The organism is Synergistaceae bacterium, from assembly GCA_031272035.1.
Classification (GTDB): Bacteria; Synergistota; Synergistia; order Synergistales; family Aminobacteriaceae; genus JAISSA01.
The window spans coordinates 1-24,225 of sequence record JAISUO010000077.1 but is presented as its reverse complement, the minus strand read 5'-3'; the positions used below and the strand labels follow the sequence as shown (position 1 = coordinate 24,225).

Genomic DNA, 24,225 nt, shown 5'->3' with positions numbered 1-24,225 from the left:
CATGCCGAACAATCTGGTGGACATTCAGGGCCTGACCCTCGCCTTTCCCTCCCCCGGCGGGCCGGTGCGGGTTTTGAGGGGCGTTGATCTGCATATCGAAAAAGGGGAAATTCTCGGCCTCGTGGGTGAATCCGGCAGCGGCAAGTCACTGACTTCCCTGGCGGTAATGGGGCTTGTTCCGCGGCCTCACAGCGGATTGGAAGGACATATTTTCTACCGGGGGCGGGATATTTTAAACGTGCCTGAAAAAGAGATACGCACCCTGCGAGGAAAGAATATTTCGATGATTTTTCAGGAACCGATGACCTCCCTGAATCCGGTTTATACCGTCGGCGACCAGATCGCAGAGGCCATCCGCACCCATGAGAGACTGTCCCGTCCGGAGGCCCTCGAACGGGCGGTGGACCTTCTGCGCAAGGTCGGGGTTCCCGCGCCGGAAAAAAGAATCAAAAGTTATCCGCATCAGCTTTCCGGCGGGATGAGACAGCGAGTGATGATCGCCATGGCCCTTTCCTGCTCACCGGACCTGCTGATTGCCGATGAGCCGACAACGGCTTTGGACGTGACGATACAGGCCCAGATTCTGGATCTGATTCTGCATTTGCAAAAAGCGACGGGCATGGCGGTGCTGCTGATCACCCACGCGCTGGGAGTGGTGGCCGAAACCGCGGACAGAGTGGCGGTCATGTACGCGGGCAATATCGTGGAAAGCGCCTCCACCAAAGCTCTGTTTTCCTCCCCCGGACACCCTTACACTCTGGGGCTGCTGCAGTCCATTCCCCGCATTGACCGGCAGGTGGAGTCTCTCTGCGCGATTCCGGGAATGGTCCCCTCGCCCAAAGACCTGGGAGAAGGCTGTAAATTCGCCAGCCGCTGCGCTTTCGCGGCCGATTTTTGTTTCGAGGAGGAACCGGCTCTGACGGAGATCGCGCCGAAACATTTCTCCCGCTGCTGGAAACCGGATTTCGTCAAAACCGAATCACGAGAAGAGGTGTGAATTTGTCTGACCCCCTGCTGGATGTGAAAAATCTGAAAAAATATTTCCCCCTGCGCAGCTCTTTCCTGCGCCGCGTAACGGGTCAGATTCAGGCCGTGGATGGAATCAGTTTCTCTCTCAGGCGAGGGGAAACCCTGGGGCTGGTGGGAGAATCCGGCTGCGGCAAGTCCACCGCGGGCAGAACGGTGCTGAGGCTGATTCCTCCCACCGGAGGAACCGTCTTTTTCAGAGGTCAGGATCTTCTGGCGCTGAAGGGAGACGCGCTGCGGAGCGCCCGGAAATCCTTCCAGATGATTTTTCAGGACCCCTATGCCTCGCTGAACCCCAGAATGACCGTGGGACAAATTATCTCGGAACCCTCCATTATCCACGGTTCAATCCGGGGCCGGGCGCTGGAGGAAAAAACCGCGGCGCTTCTGGAGGACGTGGGACTCCAGGCGGACGCGGCAAAAAAATATCCCTTCGAGTTTTCCGGAGGACAGCGGCAGCGCGTGAGCATCGCAAGGGCCCTTGCGCTCTCGCCGGAACTGATCGTGGCCGACGAACCCGTGTCCGCCCTCGACGTATCCGTGCAGGCGCAGGTCCTGAACCTGATGAAAGAGCTGCGCTTCCGCCATAATCTGACCTATCTCTTCATATCTCACGACCTGAGCGTCGTCCACCACATCAGTGACCGGGTCGCCGTCATGTACCTGGGGCGAATTGTAGAGCTCGCGGAAAAGCAGGATCTTTTCAGCCGGCCCCTGCACCCCTACACGGAGGCCCTTCTCTCTGCGGCCCCCATCCCGGACGTTGGAAAAAGAGGCAGGCGTATTCTCCTTTCAGGGGACGTGCCCAGTCCGCTGGACCCCCCGTCGGGGTGTTCATTCCACCCGCGCTGCCCGAAGGTCATGAACATCTGTCCGAAGCAGGTCCCGGAACTGAGCGACACCGGCAACGGTCACATGGCGGCCTGCCATCTGTGCTGAAATTAAAACAGAAGATAATATTTATGCTAAAATATATAATACAATGACAGAAGAAAATGTATTTTCTCTTTATTTTATTTGTTAAACGAAAAATGAATTTATTACAGAGGACAGGTCATTTCTTTGTGAAATGAGTTTGTTGTGTTGTGATTTTTTGGTAAAGAATTTTCCTTACGTATACCTCAGGCCAATCTGAAACTTTTACGATAAAAGGAGAATCATCGTGGACTCGTTTTTGTGGACTTTTCTGCAGTCCGTAGTGAATGGTATCGCCATAGGGGGGATATACTGCCTCGTATCAGTGGGGCTTACGATGATTGTCGGAATTATGAAAGTGGTCAATTTCGCCCAGGGAGACTGTCTTACCGTAGGCATGTACCTGACCTTTCTCCTTCAGGTACTGACAGGCTGGGATCCTCTTCTGCTCCTGCTGCCGGTGTCCATTTTTATGTTTGCCTTCGGTCTTGTTTTATTCGAAATCGTGATTCGCCCCATCGCCAACAGAGAAAATACCGTTTTCACCGTCGTCACGATGGGACTCGCTTATGTGATCAGTACAGGATTACTTTTAATTTTCGGAGGAATGCCCCGATCAGTCTCTTCAGTCATAAGCGCAAGTACGCTTACGATTGGAACTTTTTCCATAGCAATGCCCAGAGTTGTGGCTTTTCTCGTGATGCTCATCTGTATTGTCCTGCTGCATTTCTTCTTAAAAAAGACGGATATGGGGCGCGCCATGCGCGCTACAGCCGAAAACAGGGAAATCGCTGAAATATTGGGGATCAATACGGCCGTGATCATGCGTTTGTCATTTGCGCTGGGAATCATGTTTGCCGGGGTTGCGGGTCTTCTGTTGACACCGACTTACTACCTCTATCCCTCGACGGGCGGGACTTTCATGATTGTAACGATGGTCTGCGTAGTGATCGGTGGATTGGGCAACATTGCCGGCGCGGTGCTGGGCGGTATTTTAATAGGTATTATGGAATCCTTTATCGCCACATTTATTTCTGTCGATCTGTCCCAGGGAGGCGCTTTCATCCTGTTGCTTCTGGTGCTGATTTTCATGCCCAACGGATTGTTCGGAAAGGGGGAAAGAATCGCATGAAGAAGTTATCTGTTTCCCCCAAATTACTGACCATTTTTTTGTTGGGGCTGTTTTTTGCGATAATCCCTTTCGTCACGCAATCCCGATATATCGTGGCTGTGTGTATCAATATCTGTGTTTTCGCCGCATTCGCCACGGCATGGAACATTATCGGCGGTTATGCGGGACAGCTTGGCCTTGCCCACGCCGCTTTTTTTGCCATTGGGGCCTATTCGGGTTATCTTCTCTACCTGAACTTCAAAATCAGTCCATGGATTGGCATGGCGGTGGGCCTTGCCATTTCTCTTACCGCTTCACTGATCATTGGCCTGGTAACGTTCAGGTTTAAAGGACCTTATTTCATGTTGTCCACCATCGCGTTCGGTAAACTCGTCGAAGTGCTTCTGCGGTACAAAAAAGACATCACGAGTGGGGCGAACGGTTTGATCATACCGGTTAAAGGAAATAATTTTTCCACGTTAATTTTCAAAAACATAATTTATTACCACTACATCCTTTTGTGTCTTTTAATGATTTCTCTTCTTATTGCCTGGCTTGTGGAACGTTCCAAAATAGGATATTACCTGCGTGTCATCAAAATCGATCAGGATGCCGCCGAATCTCTGGGTATCGAGATCAAAAATTACAAACTCGTCGCTTTTTTGATCAGCGCAGGAGTCGTCACTGTTATTGGCACCGTCTACGCTTTCTATTTGGGATACATTGACCCCTCCGCCGTTGGAGGTTTGGACATCTCCACAAAAATTCTCAGTATTGCCGTGATTGGAGGATTGGGGCATCTGTTTGGACCGATGGTGGGGGCCATGATTCTCATTCCACTTATAGAGCTGGCCAACGCACAGATCAAGGGCGGAGTGGGGATGCTGGTTTATGGTCTCGCTCTCATTTTGATCATGATCTTCAGACCTAAAGGAATAATCAGTTATTTACTGGATTCGGATGGGAAACTGAAAATATGGAGTTTTTTTAAACAAAAAGCCTGACAATATTATTTTACTTAATAAAAATGAAGGTAAGTGATCTCAAAAATGACAACACTGCTCGAGGTCATAAAATTACATAAAAGTTTTGGTGGTGTTCACGCCGTCAACGACGTCAGTTTTACAATTGAACAGGGGGAAATCCTCGGTCTCATCGGTCCCAACGGGTCCGGAAAATCCACCATAGTCAATCTTATTGCCGGAACTTACACCCCGGAGTCAGGCAATATTCTTTTCGAAGGGTCTTCAATCCGGCCATTGAGTATCGCCAGACGCGCAAAACTCGGAATTGGACGTACCTTTCAAACACCAAAGACCTTTGTGGGGCTTACAGTATTTCAAAGCGTCAACACCATCGCGTTGCAAAAACATTCTTTTGAAAACGCCGCGAAACGAGCCGATGAAATATTGGATTTAACCGGGCTTTTGAGCCTGCGTAATCTGTCCAGCGAAAAATTGCCCATAGAAAAACGCAAATGGCTCGACCTGGCTCGTATTTTGGCCATCGACCCCAAAATTATTATGATGGATGAAGTCATGGCGGGCCTGAATCCTGCTGAAATGACCGAGAGCATGGAACTTGTAAAGCGTATAAACAGAGGAGGAATCTCTATTCTATTTATCGAACATGTGATGAAGGCCGTTGTTGGACTATGCCACAGGGTCATCGTACTCAACGAGGGAAAACTGCTTTGTGAAGGAATCCCAAAGGACGTGATGGATAATGGGGATGTGATCAAAGCTTACCTGGGAAAGGGCTATCGTCGTGCTAAAGATTGATCACCTTTGCGTATCGTATGGCGATTTACAGGTCCTGTTCGATGTTTCTCTTTGCGTACAGGAAAAAGAATGCGTTGCGCTGGCGGGTTCCAATGGATCGGGAAAAACAACGCTGCTGAGGGTTTTATCCGGCCTGATACCGATTAAATCCGGCGAAATCACCTGGTATGGAGAAAATTTATCCGAAATTTCTCCTTATAAACGGGCTTCTCTGGGTATTGCTCATATCCCCCAGGGACGTGGAATACTTAGAAGTTTGAATGTCCTGGATAATTTACTTTTGGGAGGATATGACAAAAGAGTAAAAAAACACCGTGAAGAAAACATTGAACGCGTGTTCGAACTGTTTCCCAAACTCAAAGAGCGCCAAAAGCAGATAGCAGGATCCCTGTCGGGAGGAGAACAGCAGATGCTGGCCATCGCTCGCGCCCTGGTCATGGAACCCCGTCTCCTGATGCTGGACGAGCCTTCTCTGGGCCTGGCGCCAATTATTGTGGATGAGGTGTTCGAAACCATTTCTCAGGTATGCAAAAGTGGAATGTCCATTTTGATTATCGAACAAAATTTGGTCGCGGCAATGAATATCGCCCATCGGGGTTATGTCCTCGAAACCGGACAGATCGTCATGGAAGGAACGGCAGAAGCATTGATGAATGACGACAGGGTGAAGGAAGTCTATTTGGGAATGTGATTTTACATTTTCACGATAAATAAAAAATATCCTTTGCAAACCAGGTTTTAAGCTAAGGGAAAAAGAGAAAAAACACGTTGGCGCTCACTCGAATGGAGTCTGCCCGCCAACGAATTTCACAGGGAGGCTTTATCATGTTCGAGAAAAAATGGGGAAAAATAGTGGCCGTTCTGGTACTCCTGTGCATATCACCGGGCCTTTTTGCGGGAACTGCTCAGGCAGCGGGTGAAGTTGATCATACCAAAGGAGAAAAACATTCTTTCACCGTGGCTACAGGTGTGGTGATGAACAATCCGATCCAGTTGGCCATCTCCGAAATGTGCCGGCGTATTCAGGAAATAACGGGGGGCAGAATCTCCTTTTCCGAGCACCACAACTCCGCTCTGGGAAGCGAGCGAGAGCTGCTCGAACAGGAAAGCACGGGAATGATCGACATGGTCGGAGGCGGAAGTCAGGTGGCCTACAATTTCGTCCAGACCTGCGGAGTGTTCGATCTGCCGTACCTGTTCATGAGTAACGAGCACGCCGAAGCCGTTCTGGGAAGTGAAATTGGCAAAAATATCCTGAAGCAGTTCGAGGGAACCGGTATAAAACCCCTGACGTGGATTGCCTGCGGCTGGCGCAGTCTCACGGCCAACGAACCGATACGAACTCCGAAAGAAATTGCAGGCAAAAAAATTCGCGCTATGGAAAATGCCGTTTACATCGATATGTACAACGCGGTTGGCGCAAATCCCACGCCCATGGCGTTCACGGAACTTTACACCGCGCTTCAGCAGGGGACCGTCGATGGCATGGACAACCCGCCCATCGTCATCAACAGCGGTTCTTTCGACGATGTTCAAAAATATTTGATGCTTACAGAACACACATTTGCGGCAGGCCTCATTTCCATGAGCCAGGAACTCTATGATTCTCTGTCTTCCGAAGACCAGGAACTCTTCCAGTCCGTGGCAGCCGACATGCTCGCTTTTTCTTTCAGAGCGAATGACCGGGTGGAAGGAGAATCCATCAAAGCCATTGAGGCACGCGGACATATGCAGGTCCTGAAGGTGGACAAAAAGATATGGGCCGATGCCATGCGTACCATTTACCCCAAATACGAGGCCATCTATGGACCTGACTTCGTCAGGAGCATTGTCGATTTCAAGTTCAGGTAAGAAAATTCAGGTGAAAATTCAGGTAAGAAGAGTTGTTTTATTCGTTTCCCCTCCGGCTCAATGAAGAAAAGAGATGAAGCATGTTTAGAATCTTTGACCGAACTATAAAATTCTTTATGTTTTTTATGGCGGCAGCGATGCTCGTCCTGGGATTTTTTCAAATTTTCTTTCGCTACATTCTGAGAATGCCGCTTTCATGGTCGGAGGAGTTAATCCGTTATTTGTTCGTGTGGAGTACCTTTTTGGGGATGCCGATAGGGTTCGACCGCGGAAGTCATGCCTCGTTCGACCTGTTCTCCAAACGCATTCCTTCCAGGTATATTCCTTATTATCAAACGTTCCTGCTTTTGCTCGCCCTGACGGTTTTCCTTTTTTTAATCGTTTATGGATTTCCGTTTATGGCGCGTAATTTCAGGCAATACACTCCGGCTTTGCGCCTTCCTTACGCCGTTGTCATCGCGGCCGTACCGGTGGGCAGCCTGGTCGGTGTCGTATACGTGCTTCACGCCATTTTCAGACTGTATGGAAAGGAGGCGAACTGAGTGATAGGAACCGGAGCGATTTTACTGATCGTGGCGCTCATTGTTTTCATGGCTATTGGCGCGCCCGTTTACCTGTCTATTCTTTTAGCCTCCTTTGCAACGATTTTGAACACTGGCGGAAAGATGCACACGGTCGTACAAAGACTCTATACCGCAAACGACAATTTTCCCCTGTTGGCCATTCCTTTTTTCTTTATGGCCGGTGAATTGATGCTGCAGGGAGGCATTTCCAGGAGAATTGTCAATTTTGCCAGAAGTCTCCTGAGTTGGGTAAGAGGCAGTATGGCCGTCATCACAATGGTTTCCTGTGCCTTTTTCGGCGCGATTTCCGGTTCTTCCTACGCAACAACGGTGGCGATAGGCAAAATCATGTATCCTGAAATGCTGCAGGAAGGATATGAAGCAGGCTACGCAGCGGTTTTACAGGCAGTGGGAGGAACGCTGGGCGTTTTAATTCCACCCAGTATTCTCTGCGTCCTGTACGGCGTCGCCACCGGTTCCTCAGTGGGCGATATGCTTCTGTACATCGCTCCGGCAGGAATATTGACCATGCTCGCTTATATCGGTATGGCGCTCTGGCTCATTCGAAAGAAGAGCGTGCAGAATTTTTATGTCCCCGTCGTTTTAAAGCCGGATTCGACTTCTCAAAAGGTCGCTCTGAAAAAACTGGGAGCAGACTGTCTGGAGGCATTCTGGGCACTGTTGTCTCCTGTCATTATCCTGGGCGGCATCTACATGGGAATATTCACACCGACCGAGTGCGCCATTGTAGCGACGATTTACTCCTGGCTCGTGGGAACGTTCGTGTACAGAGAGCTGAATCCCAAAACCACCTGTCGGGCTCTGACTGATTCCGTCGTCGGCAGTGCCTGCGTCATCATCATCGTGGACGCGGCGAACGTGTTCAGCTGGCTTTTAACCGTCAACAACGTAGCCAGAGCAGTAGCTGCAGGCGTAAGCAATACGGTTTCCACACCCGTTTCCTTCCTTTTGCTCATCAATATCGTTTACTTTATCGCCGGCATGTTTGTGGAAGGCAGCGTTACCATTACCATCATTACACCGCTCCTTTTCCCCGTTGCCAAATCCTTTGGCATCAACCCCATCCATTTCGGGGTAGTCACGATTCTCAACTGCATCATCGGCACTCTTACACCGCCTTTTGGAGGAGCGTTATTTGTCACCACCGGATTCACGAAAGTGCCTGTGATTACGCTGGTAAAACGGGTTTGGCCGTTTGTAATGATTGGAATGGCAACCTGCCTCATGGTAACTTATATTCCTCTTCTCTGGCTGTAAAAATAAGGAGCGTGTGAAATAATGAAGACGTACGAAATCATTCCTCTCAAAACAGGCGAACAGGAACCCCGGGATAAATCAGGCGCCACCTACCTTCAAAATATGGGAACCCTGAAAGTCAGTCCCATCATCGCGTTTCTGGTTGTGGGCAACGGGCGCACGATTTTAGTGGATACAGGCTGCGGCGGAGAGCAATGGAGCATCGAAAAACATCATTTCAAACTCCATCTCCCGCCGGAAATGGAAATTCTCAACACTATCCGGACTGCCGGTGTGGACCCACAGAAAATCGATTTTCTTATAAATACGCATTTGCACCACGACCATTGTTTCAACAATCGATTGTTTCCGGGAAAGAAAATTTACGTGCAAAAAGAAGAGATAGCCTACGCTATCAACCCTCATCCCTTTCAGTACTATTATTATGAGACCGCGCATGTGGGAATGACTCCGCCATGGATTGAGGTCATGGGACAGTTCGAGATCGTGGACGGAGACGTCGATTTGCTCGAAGGCATCCGGTTGATTAAATTCAAGGGCCATACGCCAGGCTCTCAGGGAGTTCTTGTTAATACGACAGAGGGTCCTTATCTGATCGCGGGGGATGTCATTTCCGACTTTGAAAACTGGGAAGGCAAAGGCGTGTGGAAGCACATCCCCGTCAGTATTCACGTCAATGTAGATGACTGCTACCGCGATTTCGAGATTATCGAAAAATTGAACTGCAAAATTTTACCTGGACACGATCAAAGAGTTTTCGAACATAAAGTTTATCCTCCCCAAAAAATACAGGCGTAAAAAGGAGCAGCGAAAGTTATTAAAACCAGGTCAGAAGTTCATAAAATAAAATTATCTATAGAGGAGGCTGCAAAAATGCGAAAAAGTACGCGTCTTTTAACAGTTATCGTGGTCATGGGAATTTTGTGTCTGATTGGAAATGGAATTTCACTCCGCCCGGGAGATGGCCTCGCATGGGCCGCTGAACCGGAACCTGTCAGGCTGGCTCTGATCACCTCCCTTTCCGGTGATTCCACAGAAAATGGGACACTGGAACGGGCGGGCATTGAACTGGCGGTCAAACGCATCAATGAAGCGGGCGGCATCAAGGCTCTGGGCGGAGCCAAAATCGAGCTGATTATCGAAGATTATACCAGCAATACAGAGAACACCAAAAGTGTTGTGGAGCGTGTCCTTTCCAGAGGCGACATTATCGCCGGCGTGGGCGGCGGCACCAGTGGACTGGTTCTTCCCACTCTGCCCGTATGGGAAAGTCATGAAGTTCCTCTGGTCACGCACAACAACGCAGATAATTTGAGCAGCCAGGGCTACGAGTACGTCTTTTCCATCCATTGCCGCGCATCCTCGGTTGGCCAGGTTTCGGTCGAATTTATCGACTGGCTGAAGAATAAAATCGGGATAAAGGTGAACAACGCCGCCCTGATTTTCGAAAACAGCGCCAAGGGGATGAACAGCGCAAACGGAGCTCGCGCCACGATTAAGCGCATGGGAATGAACCTCGTTTTCGATGACTCTCATCCCAATACGTTAACTGATGCCACGGCGCTGGTGACTTCCATCAAAGCCAGCGGAGCGGACGTTTGTTTTATTTACACCATTTACCAGGTATGCAAGCTTCTCTTTACCGCCATGCAAAATTTAAACTACAACCCGGTGACTATTACGGGCAATTCACTTCCTTCTTTCTACAGCGCATTGGGCGAAAGTATGAATGGAGTTCTCGTCAGCGCAAACTGGTTTGCCACCAACAAAAATCTTGTGGACAATCCAGCGAAAAAAGCTATAACCGATGAATTCGAGAAAACGTATGGATATTTTATGGAACAATGTGCCGGTGGCGCTTATTCGGCTGTCATGGTAATCGCCCAGGCATTGGAACAGACGGGTTCACGCGATAAAAAAGCTTTGCGCGACGCGATCGCCGCGGGAACTTTCGATACCCTCCTGGCGGGCGACAAAATAACGCTGAACGCGACGGGAGCAAACGACAGGTCAACGGCGGTGATCGGGCAGTGGCAGAACGGGAAATTGATCACAATTTATCCTGAATTTATGGCCAGCGGAGAATATATCGATCCCGCCGTCCTCAGGAAAACAAAATAGCGTTGAATTTCTAAAAAATACGTGATGTGTATCCCTGGTTCGTGTATATGGTGATTGATTGAAAATACCTGCGAGTCTCAGCTGAACGGCACAATTCCGAACCCTCGTGTCTTTGGCTGAGACCCGCCGCCAGATTTTGCAGAAAGGCAAAAGAAGGAGTTAAATGATGACAACGCTTTTTAAAGATCTTCTCAAAAAAAATGGACCTGTATTGGGTCTTTATCTGCAAAATGCCGACCCTTTTATTATCGAAGCGGCAAAAGCGGGAGGATTTGACTTTATTCGTATAGACAATGAGCACATCTTATATGATTACAGTCAAATCAAAGAACTGATTCGAGTGGCTGTTTTACTGGATATACCCTGCCAGGTGCGGGTCTCGGACCTGACCGACATTACAAAAATGCTCGATGCCGGAGCAACGGGGATCGTTGTCCCGGATGTCAATACCGTGGAACGCGCTCGAAATGCTGTAGAATTGACAAAATATTCCCCTGTGGGAGCGCGTGGAATGTATAATCTGCCCCTCCCCACGGGGCGCTTCCTGCGTGCCGCCGGAGTTGACAGTTTCGCGGAGTACGTGAAAGTGGCGAACGAAATTGTCACATTAACAGTTCAAATCGAGAGTATCGCAGCCACACCTTATCTCGACGAAATTATCTCCATGGAAGGGGTTGACATGATTTCTTCCGGCAAAGGCGATATATCCCAAAGCGTTGGAAAACCGGGCCAAACAGCATCTCCGGAAGTACTGGAGTTCGAAACGCTTTTGATCCGCAAAGCCCTGGAACACGGAAAAACTCCGGTTGTACTGGTGCCCGGCGTCGATGCGATCAAAGAAAGAATGAAACTGGGAGAAAAAGTTTTCACATGCGGTCCGGATGAGACCATTATCGCCAACGCTTTTAAAGCTTACGTCGACAATATAAAATCTCAGTAGAGGTTCTTTCCCATGAGTTATAGAATATTGCCCGTTTTTCTTGGCTCCTGTCTGGTTGACCTGTCTTCGAATATGTATTTATATCCTGAGGGCGTAAAGAATAAAATCTGTTACAGTTGTTTTGTTTTGCAAAATAACAGAGAAACGATTTTGGTCGACAGCGGTCTGCCCTCTCAGGATACGATTCTAAAAGACAAAAAGCCCTTCCGAATCATGGAGGATGCTCCTCCTCTGAAAGATGCTCTGGAAAAGCTGGGCATCGAACCTTCAGCGATAAAAAAAATCATTCTCACTCATTTACATTATGACCACTGTTGCAACCTGGATCTGTTTCCGGAAGCAGAAATTTATGTGCAGGAACGGGAGATTCGTCATGCCTTATGCCCTTTTCCACATGAATACAGATATTACTCCCTGTTAAAAGAAACCGGCCTCCCCGAGTGGATTCCTCACATACTGCGTTTCCATCGACTCGAAGGAGAACAGGAACTTTTCGAAGATGTGAGCGTCATTCTGACACCCGGACACAGCCCGGGCAGTCAAACGGTTCTGGCAGAAACGACAGAAGGCCGATACGCCCTGGTGGGAGATTTCGCCCCTCTTTATCAAAACTACGAACAGGCTGTCCCCAATACCATTCATACAGACCTGAACGACTGGTACGACAGTTACAAAAAACTGAGGGCTCAAAATGTAAAAATATTGCCAGGTCACGATATGCGTATCTTTGATCGCGCTATTTACGGAAAATAAATTATAAAGAAGAATACCTTTTCGATAACCTGATTCGTATTTTCGGACAGGTATTTTCATTATGAAAACAGGGAGGGGTAAGAATGCTTCAGATATCCGCGCGGGCTGACCGGGATTTGCACTGCAACATATTTCTCAAAGACGGAAATTTTGAATATAAGGTGGAACATGCATGGGCCCAGTGGCCTGCCGAGGTCAAGGGAAGCGACGTACCGGGAATCGCCTGCGACGAGGAGGACAATCTCTATGTGACAACTTCCCACAGAGATTATCCTATATGTATTTTCGCTCCGGATGGCAAATTTCTGCGCACGATCGGAAAAGGGCTTTTCGTCCGTCCCCACAGCGTTTTTGTAACATCCCGTAAAACCTTATTATGCGCCGATTCGAGCGCTGTACTGCACGCGGTACGTGAACTGGACATGGATGGAAATCTGGTCCGTAATTACGGGAACCCCTTTCATCCAAGCGATTCCGGTTACGATGTCGATGCCTTCTTCAACGCGAAAATAAAGGGAATAATCCCACCTGACACTCCTTACGACAATATGACCGAATTCTTTCTGCAAATGGATACTATCACACATATTGCACCGCCCTTCAACAGACCCTGTCACATGATCATAGCTCCCAACGGGGAGATGTTCGCGGCAGACGGTTACGGGAACGCCGCCGTTCACAAATTTACGCCGGATGGCACACTGGTGAAATCATGGGGAGGGCCAGGTACGGAAACAGGAAAATTTAGGCTGGTTCACTGGGTCTGGGCAGATAAATACAATCGCATCTGGGTCTGTGACCGTGAAAATTCCCGTGCTTATGCTTACAATACCGCAGGTGACATTATTTGTGTACTCCAGGGAGGTTTCAGGCGACTTGCATCCTGTTGGTCAGACGACAAAAACGTATACTTCGGCGGACTTGGCGGCGACCTTTCCATCATTGATATCGATTCGCTTGAGCTGGTTGGACAGTTCGGATTCCCGGGAACCATTATTTTACGGTGTCACGGCCTGTGCGGGGATTCTCACGGTAATCTGTACATCTCATCAATCAGCGGCAGTCGCCCCACGGGTAATTTATTCAAGTTTGTACGGCAGTAATACCAATTTGCTTTCAATCGAGTGTTAATGGAGAAGCTAATAATATCATCGCTTTTAGCTATTCTAACTTTATAAGCAGCGAACCGGTGAAGTATGAGCCGCGTGAGTCGCTTAGTTTCTTCATCAGGCCTTTTACTTCAAATTGATATAGCAGTGACAACCCGCAAAAAAGTTGAGCGTCAAAAGACAGAATCCTGACGCTCAACTTTTATTTATCAGCTCTTACAGCCACAGAGCGCCGTCTTCCGCTCCCTGAACCCCTTCCCGGTAGGTTTTCAAAATTCCGTTCACTTTGCGCTCCGGCGGAATGATTCCCGCTTTTCGGCGCTGTTCCAGCACCTCCTCCGGCGCCAGAAGCGACAGGGTGTTGCGATTCAGGTCGATTTCCACAATATCTCCGTCTTCCACAAGCGATATGGGGCCTCCCACCCAGGCTTCGGGACTCACGTGCCCGACGCAGGGACCTCTCGTAGCGCCCGAAAAACGTCCATCGGTGACCATCGCAACGGATGTATGCAGCCCCATCCCCACCAGCATGGCCGCGGGGATGGACAGTTCTCTCATTCCCGGACCGCCTTTCGGGCCCTCATATCGCACCACCAGCACAGAACCGGGTTCCACCTTCTTTTTTAATAAATGTTCACGCACTTCTTCCTCGGAGTTGAAAACCACCGCCGGCCCTTTGTGATACATCATCTGAGGCTCTACCCCGCTGCGTTTCACCACCGCGCCATTCGGGGCCAGATTGCCGTGCAGGATGGAAAAACAGCCCGATTCATGCAGAGGAGAATCGGCCTCATGAATCACGTTTCTGTCCGCTCCGATCGTCGCATTATTCAAAAATTCGCGCAGAGATCCACCCATTACAAGCTCCGTGTCGAGGCAGAAGTTGTTTTGAAGCGTGGAAAGAACGGCAGGAACCCCGCCCGCATTGTGGTAATCCGTGATGTTGAATTTCGAAGAGGGCTTGAATTTACAGATAACCGGAACCGACGCCTGAATTTCATCGAACCGCGCAAGCGTCATCGGAAGACCAAGCGCCCGGTACAGAGCCATGATGTGCAGCACCGCGTTCGTGGATCCTCCCGTCGCCGACACATATTTAATGCCGTTTTCCAGAGAACGTTCATTGAAATAATCACTGAACTTTTTTCCGGCATTGACCAGCGCAACAATCCGCTCACCCGCGTCCCGTGCCTGGCAGAACTTTCTGGCGTCATTGCAGAGCATCGTCGCCGAACCCCAGGGGGCGATTCCCGTCGCTTCCAAAAATGTTCCCATTGTATTGGCAGTTCCCATCATGGAACACGTGCCCTGAGAAAAGCAGATCGTCGTTTTCCTCTTCTGAAAGATTTCCTCCGTTATAATCCCTTTATTGCGCTGTCCGATGGATTCTTTCAGGTCAGGCGTCACATAAACGTTGCCGCCCTCTACATAAGGCGTCATCGCGCCGGCCGAGAGGAATATCACCGGCAGGTCAAGCCGGCAGGCGGCCAGCAGCATACCGGGGATAATTTTGTCACAGGAGGCGAGCATCACCATGCCGTCAAAACTGTGGGCTTTGACCATGCTCTCAACGGACCCGGCTATGAGATCTCTTTGAGGAAGGATGTAGTGCATACCCGTCCCCTGCGCCATTCCGTCACAGGGAGCCGGAACGTTGAACTCCGCGGGAGTTCCTCCGGCAGCCCATATCCCCTCCCGCACGGCTTTGGCCAGCTCCGCGAGAGGTTTATGCCCCGGATTCACGTCCGTCCAGGAATTCACGATCGCGATCTGCGGCTTGTTCAAATCCGACTGTCTGTACCCCGCTGAGTGCATGAGGCCGCAGAAATAAGCTTCTGTCATGTCCTCAGGATGTCTGTGTCTGTTGTCGTTCATTGTACTCTCTCCTTTGAGCGAAAGGCCACGCCGAACAATTCTTCGAAAACATGAATCATCGACCCCTTGTTCTGGCTTCCATATCCCTTCAGAAGCGCCATCTGGTACGTCATGGCCGCCGCGTTCAGCACCGGAAGCGGCAGCCCCAGAGAAGAAGAAATTTCACAGGCGCTGACCAGATCTTTATACGCGCTCTGCAGGGCATATCCCTCCGTGAAGTTGTCCTTTAAGATACCCGGGGCGAAAAATTCTGAAGCAAAGCTGCGGCCCGTTCCGGAATTGACGATACTGACCGTTTTTTCCGGATCGAGCCCAATTTTCACTGCCAGAGGGAATATTTCAGCGATGGCCGCCGCGTTGATGTCGAAAAGAAGCTGGTTGATGAGTTTTGCGGCCTGTCCGGAGCCGATTTGTCCCATGTATACGATGTTGGAGCCAATGCGGCGGAGATAAGGACATATTTTTTCAAAAATCGCCTCTTCTCCGCCGCACATGACAGCGAGAGTCCCGTCGATTGCCCGGGCGGCCATTCCCGAAACGGGGGCGTCCAGAAAATGCGCCTTCTTTTCCCTGATTTTTCTTTCAATTTCCAGAGTCACAGAGTATTTGACCGTGCTCAAATCGACAAAGATCTGACCTTCCCGCAGCGTCTCACAGAGCCCTCCCGACGCGAAAAAAACGCTCTCCAGAACTTCGCCGTCGGGCAAAGACGTAAAAATGACGTCTCCCCGACTGACATCCGCGTAAGACGCCGCAGGGGTCATTCCCTTTTCCGCGTATTCTCCGACCCGCTTCGGTGAAATATCGTAGACGATAACCTCCTCGGACCCTTTGGACGCCATGTTGGATGCCATCGCTCCCCCCATAACTCCAAGGCCGATAAAGCCTATTTTCGTGATGTCGCTCATGGTAAAACCTCCGACGATAGTATATTCTGCAGCTTTTCCGGTCCCGTCCCCCGTTATAAACGCAGGAAGCCTCCTCAGACTGTTCCGCCCGGGAAGGCTTCTCGCAAAATCACGACAACACCTGAAATTTAAATTAAAAAGTCTTCAGTACACAAATTCCTTCACGTTGTCGAGGGCGGTTCCCATGGAGCAGTCCACGCTGGGATCGCAGACGATATCGATGACGGCGGGTTTTCCGCTCTTTACCGCACGGTCCAGCGCGGCCGGAATGTCCGAGGCGCTGAACACGCGCTCGCCGTAACAGGCGAACCCCTCCGCGACCTTCACGTAGTCGATCAGGCCCTGGTTCTCCGGCATCGCCACGTCGCACTCGTACTGATACGCGTATTTCTGATTCTGACGAATGAGCCCCAGATAGGCGTTGTTGACGACGACCACGATCACGGGGACTTTATTCGCGGCGCAGACGGCCAGCTCCTGAACGTGGAAGGTGAACCCGAAGTCCCCCATAACCGCCACGCTGCGTTTCCCCGTGGCGACGGTGGCGCCGAAGGCCGCCGGAATGTCGTAGCCCAGACAGCCCGCTCCCCCGGAGGCCAGATACCGGCGCGGCTTGTCGATGTCCTGAAGCTGGCCGGACCAGATCTGCGTGATGCCGCAGCCCGTCGTAAAGAGCGTTTCGCTGTCGAAAAATTTGTTCAGTTCAGCAAAAACTCTGTGGGGATTGATGGGTTTCACGTCGTAGTCGACCTTTCGGGCAAGTTCCTTCCGCAGCGCCGGCAGTTTCGCGACGTCCACATGAGAGCTTTTCTTTCCGCTCTTTTTCGCCTCGGCCAACAGGGCGTCAATGGCTTTTTTGGCGTCCGCGACAATACCCAGGTCCGGCTGGAAAATCTTGCCGATTTCGGAGGGTTCGATGTTGACGTGGATGAACTTCCGATTGCCGCGGTAGACGCCGATCGCTCCGGTATGCCGGTCGGTGAAGCGACAGCCGATGCCCAGCACCAGGTCGGAATCCAGGAAAACTTTGTTGCCGATGGGCTGTCCCACCTGGATGCCGCAGTGTCCCGCGTTCAGGGGATGACTGACGGGGATGCCCCCCTTGGCCATATACGTGGTGATGACCGGAAGATTCAGGGTTTCAGCCAGCTCCACGCACTCCTTTTCCGCCCCGGCCAGCAGCACGCCGCCGCCCATGAGCAGAAGGGGATTTTTCGCCTCGTTGATCATGGCAATGGCTTTGACGATGTCCTCCGCTTTCGGCGCGGGAACGGTGAAACTCTGAGGAACGTAGCCGGAGGGGTCGAACTCGATGTCCGCGTTCTGAACGTCGAGAGGCAGGTCGATGACCACCGGCCCAGGCTTGCCCTCCCGGGCAACTCTGAAAGCCTCCGCAAAAGTCTCCACGACCTTTTTGGGATCGGTGATACACCAGGTTTTTTTGGCGATGGGCGCGCATATTTTGGCGATGTCCACACACTGAAAGGCGTCCTTGCCCAGCTGCGCCGTCACGGCCTGACCCGTCACGGCAATGACCGGAATGCTGTCAATATTGCAACTGTAAAGCCCCGTGACGAAATTCGTCGCTCCGGGCCCCGAGGTACACATGGCGACGGCCAGTCTTCCGCTGGCCCGATAGTGGCCGCCCGCGGCGTGGACGCAGGCCTCTTCGTGACGATGGCAGAAATGTTTCAGAGCCGAGGACTGAGCCAGATACTTATAGACTCCGTTAATTCCCGCTCCCGGAATGCCGTAGACCGTATCGATGCCTTCCTTTTCCCAAATTTTGACGATCGCTTCCGCTGCCTTCACAGAAATCACCCCGTTTCAATTAATTTTAATTATTAAAATCATTGTTTTATAAGAATAAAAAAAGAATACACCTTTCCCCTTTCATACGCAAGTTTTACGCGCAAGATTGTTTTTAAAAAATCGCACTTTTCGTTTCTTCCTTGCGTCCTTTCATTATTTTTTGGGGTCTCATGGGGTTCAGGAAGACTGGCTTCAAATTAGGTAATTTATTCTAACTAATTTTACTTTACATAAGATACAATATTCTTAAAAAATAAAAAACTCGCCGCCGACGTTTTCCACACCGCGTGCAGGTATAAGGAGGATTCAACCATGCTGTTTCTATATTCAACGACGGACGAAAGGTCCTGCAGGCCCCTGCGGTCACATGACCTTTTCACAAATTTTATTTTCCTTTTTTCCATCCTGTCCATCCTGAGCCTTTTCACGTCTTTTGTCACGCCCGCCGGCGCGGAGACGGCGGGAAACCCTTACGCCCCCAGGGTTATCACTCTGGGACTGCCGACTGAAACCGACTCCGGCTACACGGTGTCCAACATCATCAACATCACGGAGAGCGGGTATTACAAAATCAGGGGCAGCGGGCAGGGAGACCGCGTTGTAGTCAACTCCGGCGTCAGCGCGGACATCATCCTGGAGAACGCGACCCTCGACGTCCGGCACCTGTCCCACGTCTGCGCCTTCGAGATGATGACGGGGACGACGGTGAAACTGTCTTTGGCGGGAACGAACTTCGTGATGTCCCACGGCGCGGCGGCGGGCATACAGGTTCCCCCCGGCGCGGCGCTGACCATCACCAGCGCAGGCGGAGACGGCTCATTATACGGTTACCTGAAAGCCATCGGCATGAGCGGGGCCGGCATCGGCGGCGACTACGGCCAGGCGGCCGGCAGCATCACCATCAACGGCGGCACCATTGAGGCGAGAGGCAGCGACGGCGAAATGTACGGCAGCGGAGCCCAAATCGGCGGCGGAGCCGGCATCGGCGGCGGGCATCAGGGCGACGGAGGGACCATCACCATCAACGGCGGCAAGGTATACGTGGACCTGGGAAGCGAGGACTGGGGCGCGGCCGGCATCGGCGGCGGCGGCGGCGACACGCTTTCCAACATAAGCGGAAGATCCCAGGACGCCGGCGGGGCGGGAACCATCACCATCAACGGCGGTTTCGTCCGGGTGGTGGCCCCCAGGTGGAGCGCCGCCATCGGCAGCGGATACACGCCGAAGAACAACGACGGGATCATCACCATCACGGGCGGAGTGGTCCAAGCCAGCGCCGGCGTCGACAGCGCGGCCATCGGGGCGGGCTACGACGGCGACGGAGGCGTCATCACCATCAGCGGCGGTCACGTGGAGGCGACATCTCTGGGCGGCGTCTCCGCACCCGCCGCCATCGGCGCCGCCGGCGGAATCAACGCCCTGGGCGGAAACGCCGGCAACATCACCATCTCCGGCGGTCTGGTCGTCGCCCTTGGAGAAGGCAGCGGGTCTCCCATCGGCCCCGCTTCGGGCAGCCTCGCTTACGGCGGCAACAACGGCGGTCAAATCACCCTCTCCGGGGGGACGATCTTCGCCCTGTCCAACCAGACCCTCCCCGCTGGTTCCATCGGATACAACCCTCTCAACGGTCCCAGCAAAACGCCCGTGAGCATCACAGGCACAGGCGGAAACAGGCCCATCCTCCTGGCGACCGGCGTCTGGGACTCGGTCTCCTCGTCCATCTATTCCCCTAACGGATCCCTGGGATTCCTCACCTCTCCCGACCTGACGTATCCCACCCCCAGGACCGTTATCCTGAGCAATGACCTGACCATCCCGGCGGGGGCGACACTCACGGTTCCGGAGACCTACACCCTGACGGTGACCAGCGGACACAGCATCCACAATCTGGGCCTCATCGTGAACAAGGGAGCCGTCGGAGCGACGATTTCGGGCGGCGGCGCGGTGATCACATTCAACAACAAGGTCGGCAGCGTCGCCGGAAACGCGGTGCTGTCCGGCGGCTTCTACCTGGCGCCGGACGAAATTCTGGAAATCCCCTCCGGCGCGAAAGTGACGGTTCCGGCGGGCGTCCGGGCGACCAACGACGGAAAGATCGTCGTCCGAGCGGGCGGCGAGCTGAACGTGACCGGAACTCTCATCGACAACGGCCTGATACAGAACTGGGGGACCATCAACGGGGCCTCCAACATTTCCGGGATCGGCGGAACCCTCACATGGAACGGAACCGACACCTGGACCGCCTCCGCCAGCGCCCCTCTTCCCGAGGGTTTCACCATCGGAAAGGGCGAAAAACTGGTCGTCCCGACGGGAGCCACCGCCATCGTTTCCATCCGGACGACGATCATCAACGACGGAACCATCGACGTCCAGTCCGGCGGCAAACTGCTGGTGTACGGAACCCTGATCAGCAACGGGACCGTGACCAACAACGGGATCGTGGACAACAAGGGAACCATCAACAACTACGGAACCGTCCTCGACAACGGGCTCCTCATCAACGAGCAGGACGCGGTCATCAACAACAGATATACGGGTTTGAAGCAGTACAACGGGGCCGCCATTCCCTTCGCCCTCATCCACATCACCGGCCCCGGCGGCGTTCTGGACAACTACGGAACCATCAACAACGACGGAACCATCCTCATCGACGGACTTTTCACCAATCAGCCCGGCGGAACCGTCAACAACAACCAGGGCGCTCTCATCCATATCACCGATGACGGAACCCTGGACAACTACGGGACCATCAACAACCACGGGACCATCGAGGTTGACGGCCACCTCCACAACCAGCCTGGCGGGACCATCAACAACTACACCGACGGGACCATTGAGGTGAACGACGGAGGAATTTTCGACAACGACGGAACCCTGATCAACGACGGCAAAATCAACATCAACGACGGCGGCGTTTTCAACAACAACCCGGGCGGGATCTTCGACAACTCCGGCGGCACTGTCAATATATCCAGCGGCGGCACTTTCAACGACAACGGCGGAACCTTCATCGACAACGACCCTGCGAACGACGCATCCGGATCCGGCAGCTCCTCCACGGACTTCACCTGGGGGCCGGTGAGGCTCAACGACGAGTATGGAATGGTGTTCGCCGAGAGTTACATGATTCGTCAGAGCGACGGAACCTGGCTCATCAACGTCCCCTACGGGGTCGGAGGGGACCTTTCCAGAGTGGGTCTGACCTTCACCCTGCCCGACGCGAGGGCTCAGGTCGACCCGAAGGGCGGAGAGCTCCGGAACTTCTCCGGAGGACAGGCCGTGCCCTACACGGTGATTTCCGGAGATGGAAATCACACGGTCACGTATCAGGTGAGGCTCAAGGTTCAGGTTCCACCCGTCCAGGACGGAACCCTTGTGGACCCTGACCCGGCCCACTGGACCCTCGATCAGTCACAAAACGCCGACGGGACGTATTCGTTCACGGTGGAAGCGCCCCTGGCAGAGGGCATTTTCCCCAACGGCACGGCTCACATCTACGCATCTCTGGGAGGGAACTATTCCTACGTGACCCTGGTGACGACCACGGGCGCCGACGGAGTTCCGGTGCTTCGGATAACGGGGACGGCGCAGACCCTGACGGACCTTCAAAACCTCAGCATATCCCGGATCGAGTGGAGCCTGACGGACGGCAGCGAGTACGCGCAAAACCTGAACCCGCCCGCGACATATTTCACCATCGGCGTCGGGGGCTCCGTGGACGACGGCGCCGACGACAAAACCAAAAAGAAAGGCGGAGGCGGTTGCGCAGCCACAGGCTCAGGAACCGCGGCGGCGCTCCTCTTCGCCCTGACGGTTATGAAGAACAGGAAACGAGCCCTTGGGGCCTTATTCCTGTCTCTTTCGATTTCATTATTCGCGTTCTCGACCGCTGACGCTGCGACGGCAGGGAGCCCCTGCGCCCCGAAAATCATCGTCCTCGGGTCAGGGCACGTCATCACCATCACCCAGGACGGATATTACAGGATCACGGGCACGAACCAGGGGGACCGCGTGGTGGTCGCCACCGGCGTCAGCGCGGACGTCCTTCTGGATAACGCCACTATCGACGTCAGCGCCTTCGACGACGCCTGCGCCTTCGACCTGACGGGGGCGACGGTGAAGCTGCGCCTGGCCGGAACCAACGTTCTGAAGTCCAACGGGGTCTCGGCGGGGCTTCAGGCCCCGGCGGGCTCCACTCTGACGATCACCAGCGCATACGGGGACGGCTCTCTGGCCGGATCCCTCACCGCCGTGGGCACATACGGGGCCGGCATCGGCGGCGACATCGGACGGGCGGCCGGGCACATCACCATCAACGGCGGGACCATCCAGGCCACAGGCAGCGACTTCAGCAGCAGGACGGACAACCGAACGAACATCGGCGGAGGCGCGGGACTGGGCGGCGGCTACCAGGGCGACGGAGGAACCCTCGTCATCAACGGCGGCGCTTTGAGCGCGGATCTGAAAGGTACAGACTGGGGCGCGGCCTGCATCGGCGGCGGGGGCGGCGACGCGATCTCCGTCGCGGGCAACTACTCCTTCGACGCCGGCGAGGCGGGGGACATCACCATCACAGGCGGCTTCGTCAAAGCGACCGCGCCAAGCTGGAGCGCGGGCATCGGCAGCGGGTACACCCCCAAAAACGGCAACACTCACGGAAAAATCACCATCGCGGGGGGCGTGGTCACGGCCAGCAGCGCCGCCGCCGCCGCGGGCATCGGAGGAGGACAAAGCGCCGACGGTGGCATCATCACCATCTCCGGCGGGTTCGTGGACGCCCGTTCGCCCGGCGGCATCGGCGACAGCGCCGCCATCGGCGGCACGTGGGGAGGGGCCGGATATGGAAATGCCGGCGTCATCACCATCACCGGAGGATCGGTGATCGCCGTCGGAGGCACCGGCCCGGCCATCGGCCCCGGATCGGGCAAGGGAGGCTCGGTCAGCCTCACCGGCGGCTCGATCCTGGCGCTGTCCGGCTTGCCCATTGGAGAAAATAACGGAGGATTCGCTTCGGTGGATATTACCTCCGGCGACCTGGTTCTTCTGTCCACCGGCGCGGTGGAATCCGTCAGCACAGCCTCTGTTCCGGTTCCATCCTATTATCCTTCCGACGGATCCCACGGAATCCTCCTGAACCAGAAGATCTACGGCGTTGGCGGCGTTGGGCTCGTCCTGCTTTTAAACCACCTCAAACTGAACTTTGACAACAGCAATAAAACCATCACACTGGAGGACGAGGACCACCTGACCGTTCCGGCAGGGGCGACCCTGGCCGTCCCCGCCGGCTGGACCCTGAACCTGAACGCGCGCAGCCTCACCAACAACGGTCTGGTCCTGAACAAAGGAAACATCACCGGCGGATCGGCTGCGGGGGCGCGCATGACCTTCGACGGAAACGGAAGAGCGACCCTCTCCGGAAACGCGGTTCTCTCCGAAGGTTTCTACCTCGCCCCGGGCGAAATCCTGACGATTCCCGCAGGCCAGTCGGTCACGATTCCCGCAGGCGTCAAGGCCACAAACGATGGCATTATCATCGTCGAGGCGGGGGGCGCTCTGAACGTGAACTCCGCAGGAACCCTGATCAATCGCGGTCTGGTCTGGAACAAAGGCGGAACCGTCACGGGCAATACGAACAACAGCGCCGGCTTCGACACGGGAGGAACCCTCACATGGAACGGCTCCGACACATGGACCGTCTCGGGCGTCGCTCCCCTCCCCGTTCAGGAGGGTTTCACCGTCGCCGCGGGACAGATTCTGAACATCCCGGCGGGGGCCACCGCCGTCGTACCCTTCGGCGTCACCCTCGTCAACGACGGCACGATTACCGTTCAATCCGGCGGCAAACTGCTGATTTACGGAACCCTGACCAACAGGGGAACAACAGACAACGGCGGAACTCTGGACAATAAAGGGACCTTCGACAACTACGGAACCATCATGGACAACGGGACGTTCATCAACGAGCAGGGCGCGGTCGTCAACAACAAATTCACGGACACGCGGCAGTACAACGGGGCCTCCATTCCCTTCGCCCTCATCCACGTCACGAGCTCCGGGCGTCTGGACAACTACGGAACCATCAACAACGACGGAACCATCCTCATCGACGGGCTCTTCACCAACCAGCCCGACGGAACCGTCAACAACAACACGGGCGCTCTCATCCACATCACCGACGGCGG

Annotated in this window: 18 protein-coding genes; 15 read left to right on the top strand and 3 right to left on the bottom strand. The window is 53.4% G+C overall.

Annotated elements, in window-relative coordinates:
• Position 1 precedes the first annotated feature (1 nt).
• From LBR61_09305 to LBR61_09240, 14 genes are all read left to right on the top strand, one after another.
• Positions 2–997 (top strand): ABC transporter ATP-binding protein, encoded by a 996-nt coding sequence (locus LBR61_09305; protein ID MDR1732271.1) that lies wholly within the window; start codon positions 2–4, stop codon positions 995–997.
• On the top strand, positions 994–1,965 hold the full coding sequence (locus LBR61_09300; protein ID MDR1732270.1) for an ATP-binding cassette domain-containing protein: 972 nt from the start codon (positions 994–996) through the stop codon (positions 1,963–1,965). Before LBR61_09305 ends, LBR61_09300 begins: the two co-directional genes overlap by 4 nt.
• Before the next feature lie 223 nt (positions 1,966–2,188).
• A complete protein-coding gene (locus LBR61_09295) occupies positions 2,189–3,073 on the top strand; it encodes a branched-chain amino acid ABC transporter permease (protein ID MDR1732269.1) in 885 nt (294 codons plus the stop codon).
• Positions 3,070–4,056, top strand: a complete 987-nt coding sequence (locus tag LBR61_09290) for a branched-chain amino acid ABC transporter permease (protein MDR1732268.1) — start codon at positions 3,070–3,072, stop codon at positions 4,054–4,056. Before LBR61_09295 ends, LBR61_09290 begins: the two co-directional genes overlap by 4 nt.
• 45 nt (positions 4,057–4,101) lie before the next feature.
• On the top strand, positions 4,102–4,833 hold the full coding sequence (locus LBR61_09285) for an ABC transporter ATP-binding protein (protein MDR1732267.1): 732 nt from the start codon (positions 4,102–4,104) through the stop codon (positions 4,831–4,833).
• Complete coding sequence (locus LBR61_09280) at positions 4,820–5,524, top strand: ABC transporter ATP-binding protein (protein MDR1732266.1); 705 nt, start codon at positions 4,820–4,822, stop codon at positions 5,522–5,524. Before LBR61_09285 ends, LBR61_09280 begins: the two co-directional genes overlap by 14 nt.
• A 134-nt stretch (positions 5,525–5,658) precedes the next feature.
• A complete protein-coding gene (locus tag LBR61_09275; protein ID MDR1732265.1) occupies positions 5,659–6,684 on the top strand; it encodes a TRAP transporter substrate-binding protein in 1,026 nt (341 codons plus the stop codon).
• A 137-nt stretch (positions 6,685–6,821) separates the two neighbouring features.
• Complete coding sequence (locus tag LBR61_09270) at positions 6,822–7,226, top strand: TRAP transporter small permease (GenBank protein ID MDR1732264.1); 405 nt, start codon at positions 6,822–6,824, stop codon at positions 7,224–7,226.
• On the top strand, positions 7,227–8,525 hold the full coding sequence (locus LBR61_09265; protein MDR1732263.1) for a TRAP transporter large permease: 1,299 nt from the start codon (positions 7,227–7,229) through the stop codon (positions 8,523–8,525). It begins immediately after the preceding gene.
• 21 nt (positions 8,526–8,546) lie between these two features.
• Positions 8,547–9,323, top strand: coding sequence for an N-acyl homoserine lactonase family protein (locus LBR61_09260; GenBank protein MDR1732262.1), 777 nt, complete (start codon positions 8,547–8,549; stop codon positions 9,321–9,323).
• Between the two features lie 75 nt (positions 9,324–9,398).
• On the top strand, positions 9,399–10,646 hold the full coding sequence (locus tag LBR61_09255; protein ID MDR1732261.1) for an ABC transporter substrate-binding protein: 1,248 nt from the start codon (positions 9,399–9,401) through the stop codon (positions 10,644–10,646).
• Positions 10,647–10,809: 163 nt separating this feature from the next.
• Positions 10,810–11,586 (top strand): hypothetical protein, encoded by a 777-nt coding sequence (locus LBR61_09250; protein ID MDR1732260.1) that lies wholly within the window; start codon positions 10,810–10,812, stop codon positions 11,584–11,586.
• A 72-nt stretch (positions 11,587–11,658) separates the two neighbouring features.
• Positions 11,659–12,339 carry an N-acyl homoserine lactonase family protein gene (locus LBR61_09245; protein MDR1732259.1) on the top strand — a complete coding sequence of 227 codons (681 nt, stop codon included), beginning with the start codon at positions 11,659–11,661 and terminating at the stop codon, positions 12,337–12,339.
• A gap of 83 nt (positions 12,340–12,422) precedes the next feature.
• A complete protein-coding gene (locus tag LBR61_09240; protein ID MDR1732258.1) occupies positions 12,423–13,442 on the top strand; it encodes a hypothetical protein in 1,020 nt (339 codons plus the stop codon).
• Between the two features lie 222 nt (positions 13,443–13,664).
• Here LBR61_09240 and LBR61_09235 read toward each other — a convergent pair whose 3' ends face one another.
• The 3 genes from LBR61_09235 to LBR61_09225 form a co-directional block, all read right to left on the bottom strand.
• Positions 13,665–15,323 (bottom strand): dihydroxy-acid dehydratase, encoded by a 1,659-nt coding sequence (locus LBR61_09235; protein ID MDR1732257.1) that lies wholly within the window; start codon positions 15,321–15,323, stop codon positions 13,665–13,667.
• Positions 15,320–16,231 carry an NAD(P)-dependent oxidoreductase gene (locus LBR61_09230; GenBank protein ID MDR1732256.1) on the bottom strand — a complete coding sequence of 304 codons (912 nt, stop codon included), beginning with the start codon at positions 16,229–16,231 and terminating at the stop codon, positions 15,320–15,322. The genes LBR61_09235 and LBR61_09230 overlap by 4 nt, the downstream gene beginning before the upstream one ends.
• 144 nt (positions 16,232–16,375) lie before the next feature.
• Positions 16,376–18,043: a hypothetical protein gene (locus LBR61_09225; GenBank protein MDR1732255.1), complete on the bottom strand. Its 1,668-nt coding sequence runs from the start codon at positions 18,041–18,043 to the stop codon at positions 16,376–16,378.
• 312 nt (positions 18,044–18,355) lie between these two features.
• Here LBR61_09225 and LBR61_09220 point away from each other — a divergent pair.
• On the top strand, positions 18,356–24,225 hold a 5,870-nt coding region (locus tag LBR61_09220; protein MDR1732254.1), incomplete at its 3' end, for a hypothetical protein.

What these genes read in the sequence shown, in the direction of transcription:
- LBR61_09240 (MDR1732258.1), top strand. Translation starts at nt 12,423, where the DNA reads ATGCTTCAGATATCCGCGCGGGCTGACCGGGATTTGCACTGCAACATA.
- LBR61_09275 (MDR1732265.1), top strand. Translation starts at nt 5,659, where the DNA reads ATGTTCGAGAAAAAATGGGGAAAAATAGTGGCCGTTCTGGTACTCCTG.
- LBR61_09260 (MDR1732262.1), top strand. Translation starts at nt 8,547, where the DNA reads ATGAAGACGTACGAAATCATTCCTCTCAAAACAGGCGAACAGGAACCC.
- LBR61_09305 (MDR1732271.1), top strand. Translation starts at nt 2, where the DNA reads ATGCCGAACAATCTGGTGGACATTCAGGGCCTGACCCTCGCCTTTCCC.
- LBR61_09235 (MDR1732257.1), bottom strand. Translation starts at nt 15,323, where the DNA reads ATGAACGACAACAGACACAGACATCCTGAGGACATGACAGAAGCTTAT.
- LBR61_09255 (MDR1732261.1), top strand. Translation starts at nt 9,399, where the DNA reads ATGCGAAAAAGTACGCGTCTTTTAACAGTTATCGTGGTCATGGGAATT.
- LBR61_09230 (MDR1732256.1), bottom strand. Translation starts at nt 16,231, where the DNA reads ATGAGCGACATCACGAAAATAGGCTTTATCGGCCTTGGAGTTATGGGG.
- LBR61_09290 (MDR1732268.1), top strand. Translation starts at nt 3,070, where the DNA reads ATGAAGAAGTTATCTGTTTCCCCCAAATTACTGACCATTTTTTTGTTG.
- LBR61_09250 (MDR1732260.1), top strand. Translation starts at nt 10,810, where the DNA reads ATGATGACAACGCTTTTTAAAGATCTTCTCAAAAAAAATGGACCTGTA.
- LBR61_09270 (MDR1732264.1), top strand. Translation starts at nt 6,822, where the DNA reads ATGCTCGTCCTGGGATTTTTTCAAATTTTCTTTCGCTACATTCTGAGA.
- LBR61_09285 (MDR1732267.1), top strand. Translation starts at nt 4,102, where the DNA reads ATGACAACACTGCTCGAGGTCATAAAATTACATAAAAGTTTTGGTGGT.
- LBR61_09245 (MDR1732259.1), top strand. Translation starts at nt 11,659, where the DNA reads ATGTATTTATATCCTGAGGGCGTAAAGAATAAAATCTGTTACAGTTGT.